The organism is Thioclava sp. SK-1 (assembly GCF_001705665.1).
Taxonomy (GTDB): domain Bacteria; phylum Pseudomonadota; class Alphaproteobacteria; order Rhodobacterales; family Rhodobacteraceae; genus Thioclava.
Window position 1 is genome coordinate 126,092 of sequence record NZ_MDHA01000044.1, and the last position, 16,689, is coordinate 142,780.

General features: G+C 61.5%; 1 protein-coding gene (running past one end of the window). It reads right to left on the reverse strand.

The features are described 5' to 3' along the window. Positions 1-16,689 carry the final stretch of an Ig-like domain-containing protein gene (locus tag BFP70_RS10760; RefSeq protein WP_066011575.1) on the reverse strand. 36,894 nt of this gene lie beyond the right edge of the window, so 16,689 of the gene's 53,583 nt are visible here — the last part of the coding sequence; the start codon falls outside the window, past its right edge; the stop codon is at positions 1-3.

Genomic DNA, 16,689 nt, shown 5'->3' on the forward strand with positions numbered 1-16,689 from the left:
TCATTCCGCAGCAATCAAGGGATCGTCAATCTCGTCATCAGCCAAAAGCATGGCTTGCAAAACAACTGGTCGCTGCGCGGCTTCTTGCGGGGTCATGCCTCCCAGCCAAATCCCGTCCAGAGTGTCGCTGACATTTTTGTGAACATCAATAGCTTGGGGCATCATGGCCGGTGTAAACGCACCATCTTGTGGGATTAACGCCGCATCTTCACCGGTGTCAGCATCCGCCACCCCGTCGTGCGACGGCTGGGCCATTTGTGTTTGGGCAATCAATGCCTCCAATTCGGCCTGCTGCGCGGCAATCTCATCCGATGTGTTCAGTGTTTGCAGCAGGTAATCGGCCAACTGGATCGGACGGCTTTCCTCTTGCAGGTCATTAAGGAAATCGAACCGGTGCAAGAAACGGTCAAACGCATCACGGCCATAGGTGAAATACCCCTGATCAAAGATACCAGCCGCATCTGCCTGCGCAACAGACAGCCAATCCATGATCAGATCCATGTCCCGCTGCGCCGGAGCCTGCAAGGCGCTTAGCACCTGGATCCGCGACAGATTGCCCCAATTGCCATCAAAATAGGGCTGACGCTGATTGTTCAGCAAGATAATCCGCTGCCCCGGCACGGCGATAATGCTGCCCGGTTGCGTCGTTGGATCGGTGCCATAGCGCATGACCCCATGCGAGATGACCTCGGATGCCACGATCACGATATCACCCTTGGCATAGTTGCGCACGCCTTCTGGCGCGATCGTTAGCCCGGTGCGGTTTTGGATGTTGATCCCACCAGAGGAATAATTGATCGCGGACAAAAGCTGCGTATTGGTGTTGAGGTTATCCTTCCATTCTTCACCAATGCCCTGATCTGCAATCATATACAGCGCCGGCGAGACGATGTTATCAACCAGCTCGGATGCGGTATTGTCCAAAATCGCCCCGCCCCATGCCTCCAGTCGGGTGCTGTTATCCGCAACGATCAGATCAACTTCGATATTGCCGGGCTGTTCTGGGGTCAGCCCCGCCAGAACCCGAATAACAACATCATGCGCGGTGATCAGCGTATCGGCATCTTCCATCACCACATGGCCGTGATCCACCACAATCTGCAATGTGGCCCCGGCCTGCAACAGACCTGACTCCGACAGCGCCACAGAGCCTGTCTCAATCCGCACCGACAGGTCATCATGCGCCACAATCTGCGCCGCGTCACGCAAGGTCAGATCACCCGTCGTGATATCCACCGACACATCACCCGCCCCAGACACAAGCTGCGTGTCGTCCGACAGCGCCACAGAGCCTGCCTCAATCCGCACCGACAGGTCATCATGCGCCACGATCTGCGCCGCGTCACGCAAGGTCAGATCACCCGTCGTGATATCCACCGACACATCACCCGCCCCAGACACAAGCTGCGTGTCGTCCGACAGCGCCACAGAGCCTGCCTCAATCCGCACCGACAGGTCATCATGCGCCACGATCTGCGCTGCGTCACGCAAGGTCAGATCACCCGTCGTGATATCCACCGACACATCACCCGCCCCAGACACAAGCTTGGCCGTGTTGATGAAAGTCGTGCCGCCCTGTGCGACGGTCACTTGCACCAGATCCTGCCCCAAAATGTCGGTCAATCCGCTGCCGTGCACCCCGTCTGAAGCCTGCAGGATCAATCCGCGCCCCGCATCCAAAATACTGCGGTGGATCAGCGTTGCCGCCCCGTCTTGCAACGTGATCGACAGATCTCGTCCTGCAGTCAGGGTCGTTGCGCTGCTGGTATGCAGATCCCCCTGCGCCAAAGTCACCCCGATGTCACGCCCTGCCGAAACAAAGGACGCATCGGAGAACCGCAGATCCCCATTGCCCAACGACAATGAGACCGAACCGCCCAGCGATGTTATCTCAGTTTGTCCTGCCGTGCTTATCTGCCCCGCGCCAATCACCTGCGCCGTCACATCGCCACGCGCTGTAAGCGCGGTTGAGCCGCTCAGCCGCAAATCACCCTGTGCCAACATCAGATCCACCGCACCATGCGTGGCGGTGATCGTTGTCACACCACGCAGTGTCAGCCCGCCGCCCACACCTGCCGATATCGAGGCGCCGCGCAGATCCGTCGTGCCTGCGACCTGCAACGCACCGCTTGCCACAAGCCCAAGCTGCCCGCCCGCGGTAATCGCGCTGCGTCCAGACATGGCGATGCCACCCAAGCCGGTGTGCAGCGCAACCGCGCCGCTCGCTGTCATCTCGGTCTCATCGGTGATCGCGATATCGCCCGCCTGCACCGTAATATACAAATCGCCAGCTGCAGTGATCTGCGTGTGGCTGTTGACTGTGAACGCGCCGTCCTGATCAAACAGCACATCACCGCCTGCGTGCAACACGGTCTCCCCGGTCATGACAACATCGCCCGCAACCGTGGCCGCAACTGTACCCGCCGCCGTAAGCGTCACGCGGCCCAAGCCATGCAGATCGCCCGCCAAAGCGGTCAACGCCAGATCACCCCCAGCCGAAATCACAACACCATCGCCCAGATCGATCATCCCCTGGCGCGCGCGCAGCATCAAATTACCGCCCACAGTCAACGCGGCCTCTGGTTGCACCGCAATCGCCCCGCCAGTCATCAGCACCACATCACCCAATGCGGTGACGTCAAACAGATCCACCCCGGTTCTATCCGTGATCTGCACCGATGCGCCACGCAGCACCGTCAAACGATTCAGATCGTTTTCCGCCGTGTTCAACGTGATATCACCGCCCGCGGCCAATGTGACCATCGCCAGACGCCCCTGCGCCAACAGCGCGGCACCCGCAAGCTGGGATATATCCCCCGCGGTCGCGGTCAGTATGACATTACCACCCGCCTGCGTCTGGCCCAGCACCAGCGCAATCTGGTCCTGCAGCCCGGCGACCTGAACCGAAAGATCGCGTGCCGCCTGCAGCGACCGGATCTGTGCGCCTCCGGCCTGCACGGTCACGTTGACATCGGCATCCTCAGCCGTAGCTGCGATCTCGTTTATCAGGACTGACCCGCCCTGCTGACCGGTGATGGAGACAAACACACCCCCATCGCTGGCCAAGATATCACCAACCGATTGCACCGCCAAATCCAACGCGCCTTGTTCATAGCGGTTGCCAATCGCCGTGGCGCTTAGCTCGGTCAGGTGCCCAGCCCGCAGCACGAGGTTTTCGGCATCCGCCCCTTCGGCGCTGGAGCCGTCAATGATCGCACCCACCGACGAACTCACCTGCGCATCACCAACCTCTACCACTATCCGCGACACGGTGATGTCGCGCGCGGCGGTTACGTCCAGATCACCATCTGTCAGTGTCATGATCATGCCATCGGTCTGAAGCATCGCCCCGTTGGCCACATCGATCATGGCGCTGCCTATATGCTGCTCCCCGTCAAGGCGCAGATCACCTGCCGCAATGCGCAGCTCCATCGCGCCAGTGCTTCGCACCGTGCCCAGCGTCAGATCGCGCAGTGATCCCAGATACAGCCCGCCATCGCCCGTAACGATCTGTGACACGGTCGCAATATCCAGATCCAAATCGGCAGGATTTGTGCCGCCAACATAGGCGCTTTCCCCGATACCGCGCCCAAGAAGCGCCAATCGCGCCGCATCGCCCAGCCCGACGATATTGGCCCGCTCTGCCGCGGTGCCATCGCTGATACGGCCATTCGCGCCTGCATCCACAGTGATCAACCCGGTGCTGGTTTGCAGATAGGACAGCACCATATCCCCGGTGGCGCGCAGGGTCATATCCCCGGCGGTGATGATCTGCCCTGCCTCCGCCTGGGTCAGTGCCCCATCGGCCAATTCCACCGACACGGTTTGACCGCGCAAACCTTGGGTCAGCAGCAGATCACCATGGGCCAGCGCCAGATCCACATGCCCCTCCAACGCGGTCACCATCCGCAGCGTGACCGTCTGATCCGGGCTGTCCAGCGCCAACCAGACATCCCCACCCGAGGTGACAGAGTTCACACGCGCCGCCTGCACGGCGATTGCGCGATGCGATGTTCCAATTGTGCCGGCTGTTAAATCAACCAACCCGGCGGCGGCAACTGCGCCTCCCGTCAATGCACCACCTGCCGTCAGCGCCAGCTGCGCCAAGGCCCCATGGCTGTCGATCTGCGTGATCTGCATATCGCCCTGTGCGGTCATCGACACACCACCGATGGCGGTGATCGCGGCATCTGCGGCCATCCCAATATCGCCCGCATCGGCAAAAACCGTAACATCACGCGCATTTAGATCACCGACCAACAGAAGATCACCGCTATTTGCACCCAAAACCGCATCGCCTGCTGCCGTCACCGCGCCAAATTCTGCACTGTCTAACACCGTCAGATACACACCACCCGCCGTGGCATCGGCTTGCGTCAACGTCCCGGTTGCCAGTTCCAGCGCACCGCCAAACTGTGTGGTGCCGATCGCGCCTGCGTGCAGCGTAATCGCACGCCCCTGCGCCAGAGTGGTGACATTGGCCGTTTCACGGTCGGCTGAACCATCGCGGATCGTGCCCCCGGAAATCAGGCTGACATCACCTTCAACACTGGTGACCGCGCTAAGGGCCATATCACCAAAGGCATAGATATCAATATCTTGGGTAACGAACAACTTGGCGGATTGATCTTGATGCAAACTGCCCGCAGCGATGGTCAGCGCCAGCGCCTCAACCCGGACCGTGCCACTAAGGCCCAGGTTGCCCCCCGCCTGCACAAACCGCGCGCCGCCCGCCGTATCCAGTTGATCGAGCACCGCATCAGATAGCGACGTGACCGTGATGGATTGCGCGGTCAAATCCGTATCTGTCGCCACCAGCGCGGCAATCGTGCTCACATCCAGATCAAGATCCTCGTTCGCGCTGCCGATACTATGCGCCTCGATTGTCAACGCACCAGAGCCCATAGTGATGGTCGCAGCCTCCTGCGTGCCCGTCATCGCGGTGCCGATATCGCGCAGCACACCGCCGGCGTTCAGCGTGGCATCTCCGGTCAGAACCCGCAGCTGCGCCAGATCAATATCACCCGTGGCCACCATCGTCGCCGTACTAAGTGAGGTAATCGTCGTGCCATCGGCCTGTACGATATTGCGTGTGTTGGCCGCGCTGCCCGCCCCAAGATTGAACAACACCCCGCCCACGCTGACGTCACCGTTGATCCAAAGATCCCCGTCGTTCACTGTGACTGACAAGGTGCCCGTCGTCTGCGCCGCACGCAAGTAGGTTCCCGCCGTATTCAGCGATTCAACCGCCGCCCCGCCCGCATTGGCCGATGTGGTGGTCAAATCGATCTGCCCGACAGCCACGTCGATGTCACCCAACCCTTGGCGCCCGATGCTGGCGGCGGTTGCGATCAGGTGGCCTGCGGTGGTGATATTGGCGTATTCGTCGGCGGTCAGATCGCTGATATTGCCAGCATCACTGCGCAAGGTGATGGCCTGTGACAGATCGCTGGCTGAACTGGTTACGGTCGCCAAACCAAGCCCCTGCGCGCCACCCAATGTGATCGCCCCGTCTGAGCGGATGACTTTGCCATCCACCATATTCAACGCACCACCGTCAGCCAAAAGCGTGATTTGCGCGGCAGAGATCGTGCCTTGCACCAGCAAGTCGGCATGATCGGCGCGCAGATCCAAAATGCCACCAATCACCCAGTCAATATTGGACGTTCCCAATTCGACTGTGGGTCGCGCCTGCCCGACCATCGGCGTGGTGATCGCCAGATAGGCATTTTCCGGGGTCGAGACCAGCTCCACCACACCGTTTTCACCGTTCTGCCCGGCACGCGCATCCAAGCTGACCGCCTGATCCGCGCGGCCGATATCTTGCGCAACATCAAGCACAATCGTGCCACCGGCCAGATTGGCCGCGCCATTGGCATTGGTCAAACCACTCACAACGCCCTGTGTGGTCAACGTCAGGCGGTGATCGGCACCAGCTGCGACCTCGGCCAAGGTAATATCCCCATCCGAGACAATCGTCACGTTACCGCCCGCACGCAGCGCAGACCCTGCCGCCATTTCCAACCCGGCCGTGCCGAAATCAAGCAGCAGATCGCCGCCGGTGTTCAACACGCCTTGGAACTTACCTTGATTGCCAACACCGATCGCCAGTTTCACGCCATCGGGGGCGGTCACATCCGACAATGCCGCAACGGCCACGTCAATCGTGCCCGCATCATCATCCGCCCGGCCCGCATTTTCCAAGCTGCCCACCGCCCACATTTTCACACTCAAGGCGCCGGCAGCAGCATTCAATGTGGTCGTGCCGGAGGTGACGATATTGCGTTTCTCGGTGCCGAACCCATCGGTGATCGTACCGTTTTCCGTTGACAGATAAACATTCCCAGAATTGGCAACCAATTGACCAAGAATGATATTCTCAACTGCATTGATACGGATATCACCGCTTAGCGCCGTGGCGGTATAGCCGTTCATATCGTAGAAATTCGTTGACGTCAGGATCAGCTCATTCACGGTGACATCGCCGGTCAGGGTGAAATTCCCCTGTGCGCGCAGCTCTTGGGCCACATCGGTCTGCCCAAGGAACAGCTGCGTCTGGGCAAAGATGTCGGCAGATCCGGTTGCATGTAGCGCGATGGTCAGCGCATTGGCATCGCGCAACGCGACATTCGCCGCTGTGGCAAGTGTCACCGCGCCGATAAAGTCATTTCGCGCAATCCCGTCGGCATCCACATTGGCCAGCGTTACATCGCCGCCCGCCGACAGATCCGTTGTCCCGGCGACCGTGATCACATCTGCCACATCACGCTGCGTGATCGCACCTTGGGCAACCAGATCCAGATCCCCACCAACGCGCAGCCCGCCCAGAACCAGCCCCTGCTGACCGCGCACTGTCAGATCGCCTGCAACAACCGCATCCAATGTCATGGCCTCGCTGCTGCCCAGCACAACATCACGGCCCTGAATGACGGTCACTGCGCCGCGTAGCATATTCGCCCCATTCGACAGCGTGATATCCAAAGACGCACCCGCACCCAGCTCTGTTGCGCCCATCACAGACACTGCACCGGTTTGATCAATTCCACCTGCCGTAAGCAGTGACAGATCCCCGCCCAGATCCAACGGGCCCAAGGTGACATCACCGCCCGCCGTCACCGCCAGATCGTGCAACTGGCCCCAGACCGTGACCGCGCCAGCCAAAGACACTTGCGCTGCCTGCGCGCGCAATTCCAGTTGTCCGATATGATTGGCATCATTGCCAAGCGTGATCTGGGCCTGTGGTCCAGCCACAAACTGCGCCGATCCCAGCACCAACGCCCCTTGCGTCTGGCTGATCGCCGCCCCTGCACGCAATTGCGCCAAGCCCGAAACCGCCATCGCCCCCAGATGCAGCGCACCGGTGGCCAAAATTGCCGCCTCGCTGGCCGCGCCAATGACCAGCACCCCCTCCAGCGTCAGCCCATTATCCAGCACAATTGCGCCGCTGGTCGTCAGGTCCGCATCCCCCGCAATTTGGACCGCGCCGCTATCGCGCAAGGTCGCAGCATTCACGATCAGATCCCCGCCAACCTGCGTCGTTGCCAGATCCACGGTGCCTGCCACACGCAGATGCAGATCACCTGTGCTTGACCCGCCTAAGGCCAGATCCCCTGCTGCGATCAGGGTCACATCACCCTGCCCGTGCATCTGCACATGCCCGGCAAAGCGGTTACCGGCGTGATCCAGCGTGATCGCCGCGTCACTGCCCGCCGCAACGGTCAGGTCGCCGCCCAGCTGCATCGCCGCCGATTGGGTGATCCGCCCGCCCGCGCGCAGGGTCAGCGCGCCGCCCACCGACACTGCGCCCAGCGTCAGATCCTGCGTCACTGTCACAACGCCCGCACCCGACAGATCCAAGGCCACACGGCCCGCGATTGTGTTTTGCGCGCCCAGCAGCAACTCCCCAGCCTGTGCCGTCAGATCGCCTTGGACGGTGATCACAGTGCCTGCGGCCTGACGGACCTGCCCGGTGCCAAAATCCAAACTCAGGTTGCCACCAGTTGACACGGTGCCAAGCACCGCGTCGCTTCCATGCAGCACCATCGCATCAGTGGCAGAAACCGTGCCGCTTAAGGTGATGACGCCGCCTGTCGTTAGGGTCAGATCCGCGCCTAGGCCCTGTGCGGCGCCTGTGAAGGACAGATCATTCCTATCAGCCAATGACACCGATCCGGCACGCACGATCGTGACCAGCCCATTGAAATCATTGCCTGCGTTGGTCAACGCCAAATTCGCCGTGCCGCTGTTCAGCCAGGTCGTTCCAGACACGGACACCAGCCCCACACCGGACAAGCTGCCAGAACTGATCAAACGCAAATCACCGCTTGCCGCGATATCCGACACGATCAGCGCATTGCTATCGCGCAGCACCACATCCGCGCCTGTGGCTGACACAGCTGCACGGAAATCATTGCCCGCCCCATCCAGCACAACATTACTGCCGGTAAACTGCGCCGCACCCGATACCGTCAATGCGCCACTATCGGTGATCGTGCCGGTTGTGATCACAGTCAAGCTGCTGCCAAGCAGACTGCCGCCCAGGTCCAACGCGCCGGTATCACGTAAACTGACTGCACCTTGTGCCTGCACGCTGACCGCACCGGTGAAATCATTGCCACTATCAGTCAGCGCAATTTGTCCACCACTGGTCAGGCTGGTACGGCCACCAATACTCACCGCGCCAGTGCTGGTGATCGACCCAGCCGCCGTGACCGACAAATTGCCGCTAAGAACCACGGACCCAAAGTTGATATCATTGATATCATTGATGGTAAGTGAGCGGGCAACGATAGAGACCGTGCCTTTGAAATCATGATCTGCCGTCAGGATGATATCCTGACCCGCCGCATCAATCACGGTGTTCCCATCAATCACCCAGGCATCGGCATTATACACCCGGCCACCCGCGCTCAGGCGCAGATCACCGCTGATTGCGGCATTCACGATATGGATCGCCCCGGCGCTGACCAGATCCACATTGGCAGCCGCGACAATATCCACCGCGCCGTCAATTTGGTTTTGCGCGTGGGTCAAGGTCACATCCGCGCCGGCGCCCGTGTCAATCGTCATATCACCCGCGATGGTCAGCGCGCCGGTCTGGCTGACGGCACCCTGTGTGCTAAGCGCCACGGCGCCACGTGCCGTCACCGCACCCAAAGTCAGAGTATTGGCGTCAGCCACGCTGACATTAAGGGCGCTTGTCACCGTCACCGCGCCGGTAAAATCATTGCCCGACGCAAGCAAGGTCACATCATTGGCCCCGGCATCAATCTGCGCAGTGCCATAGACAGACAACGTGCTGCCCGCGGCTTGCACAACCGCCCCCTGTGCGACGATGCCTAATTGCCCATCCGCCGTGGCAGTGCCGATCTGCAGATCTGCTACGGTGACCCGGCCGCCGGTGGTAACAGACAGTGCCGCGGCTACATTACCGCCCAGCGTCAGCGCGTTTTTATCTGTGATATCAGCGCGATCTGCAGCGACAATCTGTACCGCACCAATAAAGTCGTTTTCGGCATTGTCCAAGGTGATCGTCTGACCTGCCGCCGATAGAACGGTGCTGCCCGCCACCGCCAGCGCGCCAGTGCCCGTGACTGCGCCCAAGGCGCTCACCGCCAGGTCGCCCGTGATGGCCAGATCCCCCAGATCAACGCCCAGCCCCGTTACCGTCAGCCCCGCACCAATCACCGCGTCGCTGACAGCGATATCGCCCGTTGAAATGAGGGCCGTCGCGCCCGACACCACGCCCGTCAGCGCAAGATCGCGGCCATTGCTGAGCGAAAGGCTGTCGGCCTGCGCCACGGTCACCATGCCGGCAAACCCATGGACGGCCTGATCCAGCCGGATCGCACCGGGCGCCGTCAGACGGGTTGTGCCCAAGACCGTGATCACATCGCCCGAATCCGACAGCGTTCCGGCTGCTGTAAATTCTGCACCCCCCCCGATGATCATGTCGCCAAGCGTCAGATCCCGACCCGCCGCCACCTGCGTGGCTTGTGCGACCGTGCCGCCAAGGGCCAGATCGCCCTGCGCAGTCAAGGTCAGACCCGCCGTGCTGTTGACCGTCACCGCGCCACCCAATTGATTATCGCCGGTCAGGGTGATGCCCTGACCGCTCAGGCTGGTTGTGCCACCGATGCTGATACCCGCGTCACCCACAATTTCGCCCGTCGCGCTCAGGCTGGCGGTGCCCAACACGTCCACCGCGCCCAGGGTCAGGTTATCATCGGTGCGCACCACCAAAACCTGCGCCGCGGCCGCCAGCCGCAGTGCTCCGGCATCTTGCAATTGCACCGTAGCGCCCGCGACCGTCAGATCACGCATCAGGTTAGAGGCATGTGTCAAAGTGACATCGCCTGTGCTTGTCACCTGCGCCTGCCCGCCAACCGTCAGCGCCCCGGCCTGCGTCACCGCCCCTTGCGCAGTTAGCGCCAGATCGCCGGTCAAGGCCCAGCGGCCTGCAGTGATCGCCCCATCCGTGTCAATCTGTGCCGATCGGCCCGTGACTGCGCCAAGCACTGCCGTGCCAGAGCTGCGGAGCTGCGCGACCACATCACCTGCGCCGCCCGCCAGCGTTGCGATATCATCGCCCGCAATCACCAGCGCGTTGTCTGTGCTGCCAATCCCCTGGCCTGCGGCCAGATGGATCACCCCAGCGGTGATGATATTTGCCTCTGGCAGACCAGCCAGGACACGGTCATCCCCATCGGTGATCGCGCCACCTGTCGTCACCCGCACCGGATTGGCCGCACGCAGCTGCCCAAGCGCGATATCCCCCGTGGTCGAGGCCAACGTGACCCCACCATCGGTTGTAATCACCGCGCCAGAGCGCATCACAATATCGCTGTCATCCGTAGACACTGAAATCGCGCTGGCCGTGGTGGAGGTAAGCGCGCCGCCCTCCCCGATGGTAACACCACCCGTGCCGCCTGTGACCGCAATCGCGCCCTGCGCCGTGACCGTTCCATTGACCGCCACTGTGCGGCTGTCGATCGACACGGTGTCCGTCGCATGCAGCCCGATGATCGTCACATCCCCGGCGTTAAATTGCAGATCCACCGCACCTTGGTAATAGCCCGCCAAGGTGTAATCGCCTGTTGTCAGCTCGGCACTATTATCCCACAGCTGCCAATCCACACTGACCAAACCGGGGTTCGCCGTCAGGTAATCCGAGAATTCCAACTGTGTGGTCCGGGTGATATCTTCTATTGTCAGGACGCCAGTATCTGCCACCGTATCGGCCGTGGCCCGGTTGCGCGCATAGGCGGTGAAACTGGCACCGATCACATCATAGCTTCGGCTTAGGTCCGTGCCGGCGGCGGGGGCGAAGCGTGGCGTATCGAACAAGATATCCACCGCATCATCCATCAAGACCTCGCGCACATCGCCAGAGGTCTTGATGGTAATATCGCCCGAGGCACCAGCGTTGATATAGTCAATCAACACGCCGCCGGTCAGCCCATCGGTCCGGGTGATGGCCGACACATCGGCCGAGGAAACATTGTGATATTGCACCTGCGCGGCGATTTCGCCATCGCTTAGGCCCATCTGGCGTAAACGCGCTTCCAGTGCCGCCTGCTCGCCCGCCTGCATTCCGGTGTCGCCCGATAGGAACAGCATATCATTGCTGGCGTCATCGGAGTCAAACAAGGCATTGCGAATGACCAGCGTGCCAGAAGATTGCACCTCTAGCGTGCCTTTTGCCTGTGTCACATCCAGCTCGGTCGCCTTGGTGTTGACCAGCTTCACCGCGCTGCCAGCGGCATGTACCGTCACGGCATTGACGCTGGTGCGGACATCAACATCAGAGGCCGAATTCAGCGTGATCGTATCTGCATAGATCAGCTCGGACCCGCGGATCGCGCCCACCTTGCCCGCGGCTGTGCGCAGCGTCATCTGGCCCGCGCTGTTGCCCGTGACCTGTGCCTGCGCCGGGATCGCCGCGCGCTGCATCTTGAAGGATACGTTTTGCGAAACAGAGGTGGTGGCCCCCAACGCCGTCAACGCAGTCGCCGTGATCGTCACATCATCGGCGGTGCCAACAGCCAGATAATCCGCGTCTTTCAGCACATAGGTCCAGCGTCCGCTGGCTGAGACAGCCGCCGCCGCCGAGGATTTGCCGATTTGGATCGCTACGCTTGCGCCCGGATCCACCCAGCCAGTCAAAGTCGCACCCGCAGCACTGATCTGGTCCGCCAAGGAGACGATGTTATCGCCATTGACCATCCCAAAGCTGATAGAGGGGCGCGCCGTTGCCACGGTCAGCGCGGTCGCGGCCGAACTTGCGCTGATGACACCAACCGCCGTCGTGACATTGGCCGTCAGGCTGTGGATACCGTCGGGCAAACGTGCCGCAGGGGTCAGCCGCCAGATCCCATCCGCACCTGTCGTGGCGTCTCCCACGATCGTGTTGCCCGCCCGGTAAAGCGTGACTTTGGACCCCGGTTCAGCCGTGCCCTGTATCTGCGGCAAGGCGGTGGCAACTGTGCCGGGCTGTGTGGTGATGACCGGGGCGGCCGCCACCGTATTGACCACCACAGACATCTGCGCCGAAACGGCACTGACGGCGCCGCCTGCCACAGTGGCCTGCGCAGTAATCGCATAGGTGCCATCGCCCAGCGCAGAGCTGATCTGATAGCTCCATTGGCCCTGCGCATTGGCGGTGGTGGTGCCATCGGCGGTGCTGTCACCCTCTACAAACACCGCGATCATGGCCCCGGCATCAGCAGTACCTTTGATGATCGGGCGCGCTTGGCTGGTGGCCAGGTCCAGCGGACGGCCAGTCTCATTGCCCAGCCCGATCAACACAGGCGCCTGCACGGTGCCCAGATCCACGGCCAACGCCAGCGCATTGGCCGCAACCGTAGGACCAAAATTCCCCGCATCATCAACGCTGATCGCCACCAGCTGATAGCTGCCACCGGTCAGGGCCTCGGGCAGATCTGCATTGCCCAGCGCCCATGTCCCATCTGTGTTGGCGGTTGTCTCACCGATCAGGCGGCTTGTGTTCAGATCATAGATCCGCACGGCAACCCCGGCTTGCGCATCGGTGCCCGACATGGCCGGGCGGGCGTTGCCTGTTGTGGCGCTGGCCGTCACGGCTGCACCGTCAATCTGCGTAATCACAGGCTGAGCCACAGGCCGGGTCAGCGCCAATGTGGCGGTTTGATGCAGCTGGGTCACCGCCGTGCCATTGCTGACCTCAAACACAAACGTCACATCGCCATCTGCGATCCCGGCCAAATCGGCCTGCGTGACCTTGATCCGCCAGTTCTGCGCCTCTTCTTCGGGGAATAACTCGGCGCTTAGATCTGTGCCGTTGGACAGTTTCAGCGTGACAGATGTCGCGTCGATCCCGGCCAGCCCGCGCAGTTCCAGCACCCGCGCGACATCTTCGGCGGATATCGGCACCCCGGTGATGGTCTGCGTGACTGCGATCGTCGGCGCGGTCGCGCGATAGATACCAAGGGCCGAGGAAACGGGTGTATTCAGCCCCGCCGTCGCCTTGGCCATCAGACTGGTGCCATCCGCAACGTTCAGCCCGGCAAGGCTGATCGTCCATGTGCCCGATGGATCAATGGTTGTCTGCGCAATCGCCGTGGTCGCGCCATCGGCAAACAGCTGCACCACCGCGCCCGACGGCCCGCTCCCTGAAACGGTGGCACCGGTATGCGCATTGCTTTGGGTGATCGTGGACAAGATCAATGGCGTGGTGTCCGTCGCCGTGACTGGCACCGATTGCGCAGGCGTCCAATCGACAATCTGCGTCACAGCATATTGCGCATCCCCTTGTGGATTTTCTGTCACCGTGGGGGCGGCGCCCGACAACGTCAGTGCCGTGGCATCCAGCACCAGCGCAGGCACGTTACGATACTGCAAGCTGCCGCCAAACGTGATCAGATAGCTGCCGTCCGTGGCATAGGTATTGGTGACGCTATAGGCAGCACCGGGCACGGCCATGCGTTCCAGCGTCGCGACAATCGCGCTTGCGCTTGTCTCATCATAGCTGATCGCGCCGCTGGTATATTCCTTGCCATCAAGCGTGAAGGTGAATGTGTAGGTGCCATTGGCGACACCCGACAGATCAATTTTTTGCACTTCGCTTGTGGTGGCCGCCTCTAACACGGTGACAGAGGCCGTGGTGGACAGCAGCGCCTGCGCCACGGTGGGCACACCGCTTGCACTATCAGTGATCGTCACGCTTGGCGGGTTGGTATAGCCCGCACCCGGATTGGTGATCCGAATTTCAGTGATCTCGCCCGTAGCGTCGATAATCGCAATCGCTGTGGCCTGAACCCCGCCCTGTGCGCTGCTTATATCTGGCGCGCCAAAGGTCACACTGGGTGCTGAGACATATCCTTGCCCGCCAGAGGTCACGGTCGCGCTGTCGACCCGGCCCATGGCTGCAATCAGATTGGACGGCAGATCGAAGCTATAGGCTTTTGGCACGCTTGACAGGCTGGCCTGTGCTGTCGCCCGTTCACTTGGTGGGGCATCAACGGTCACGGTGGGCACGGTGGCATAGCGGCTGCCCGCAGCGCCCATCACATAGCCCGTCACTGCACCATTGCTCAGCGTCGCTGTGGCGGTGGCCTGAACGGCGGCTTCGGTGATTGACACACTTAGCGCATCCGCAGGACCAAAACTGCTGCCGTTCAGCGTCAAACCGGTAATTTTCCCGCCCGTAAGCGCAGCCGTCGCCGTCTCGGATGTGCCGCTGCCATCAGAGACGGCGACCACCACAGCAGAGGAATATCCGCTGCCCTGTGTGACAATGGTAAATGTGACATCGCCCGATGCGTTGGCCGTGGCCGTGGCCACCGCATCCACCCCATCAGGCGCAGCGATTTGAACTGCCGGTGCCACGCCATAGCCGCTGCCGCTGACCGACGATCCAAGCGTCACACCATTGTCGGCCAAGCTGACAGCAGGCTGCGCGGCAACCGGCTGCGGCGCGGCAATCGTGACTGTGGGCGCGGTGGTATATCCCGCCCCCTCGTCGGTTATGGTGATCCCCGTCAACACGCCATTGGTGACAACAGCCACCGCAGTGGCCTGCGTCCCACCCGCAGGCGGGGCCGACACCGTGACCGAGGGCAGGTTACTGGCCGAATAGCCCTGACCGCCATTGGTGATGGCTATGGTATCACCAACCGCCTGACCCAGCGCGATCTGCGCCTTGGGGCTGCCATTGACCACGACATACAACAGCCCCGCGCTGCTGTAACCTGTCAGGGTGATACCCGCATCGCGATCGGCTGACGTGATGATATTATCCCCCGAAACGGGTTCAAGACTAAGCGCGACGGTCTGCGCAGCCGGTGTCACTGTCAGTGCCGCCGAAGATGCGCCGACATTGCCCGCCGCATCGGTCACAAAGGCGGTCAGGCTGCGCGACACCCCGGCCTGCCAAACCGAGTTTGGTGCCCATGTCCAGGTGCCATCTGACAGCGCGCGCGTATTGGCGATGACCGTGGTGCCCTCTACCAGGCTCACCACCGCGCCGGCCTCGGCCAGGCCGCTGATCGCGGGGCGACCAGCAGTGGCATCCGCCACGGTCAATGTCGGCGCGCCCGGCGCGGTGCCATCGACGGTGATACGCTTTTGTTCCGTATCGCTGTCAATGCCATCTTTGCGGGCCACGGTGGTAATCGTGTATTCGCCATCCCCCAATTCCGGCAATGTTGCGGTCCAGACCCCGGTCAACGCGTTGACATAGGTGACAGAGGATATGGCGACATCAGTCTTGGTCCCGCCTGTCACCGGCACCCATGTATAGGACGCGGTAAGAGTTGAGCCCGGTGCGCTGGTACCAAAGATCGTCAAACCGTCATTATCAGTGGTGAAGAAATCGCCAAGGCCGGTGTCATCGTTGACGCGGTCGATGCGTGCGCTTTCGGGTTTCAACACCGCAACTGTAATGGTCTGCAACGCCGCGGTCTCATTGCCCTGCGCATCGGTTGCCACATAGCGCAGCGTCTGCGTTCCATTGCCCAGCAACGCATAGGCTTGCGCATCCAGCACATGGGTGAATGTGCCAGCCGCGCTGACCGTGATATTAGACGCCAGAACAGCGCCATCCGACAGATAGATCGCTACGCTGACCGCGTCACTGGTGCCGTTCAGCGCGATCGCCCCACCCCCATCGACATCGGCCTTGGTGATCGTCGTCCCCGAGGCAATCCCGGTGATTGCCGTCACTGCAACGCTGGGCGGCACCAAGGCCAGCACCAAACTGCCATCATAGCGCGCCACCGCTGTGCCCGCTAAAGGCGCATCGGCCAGCACAGCAAAGGCACCAGATGCCGCCGTGAGATCTGTTTTATCCGCCTCGCTAAGCACATAGCGCCATTGCGTGCCTTCCACCCAGGCCTCGCGCATGGTGCCATTGATCAACAGCTGCACCCGCGCACCGACATCTGTCGTGCCGCTTAACGCATAACCTTTAAAGAAAGCGTCGACCGTGACCGGGGCAAACACACCACCCACATGGCCCGACACGGTCAGTGCAGGGGCCAAGGCCGTCCCGATCTGCACGCTTTGACTGCCCGATAGCCCACTTTGATTGCCGGCCGTATCCGTCGCCCGCGCGGTGAGGAAGTTCACTCCCGTGGTCAACGCAGAAAGACTGGTATCGGTATTCAACACGCCCGACCACAGACCCGACGCATCGGCCACTGCTGTGAACAC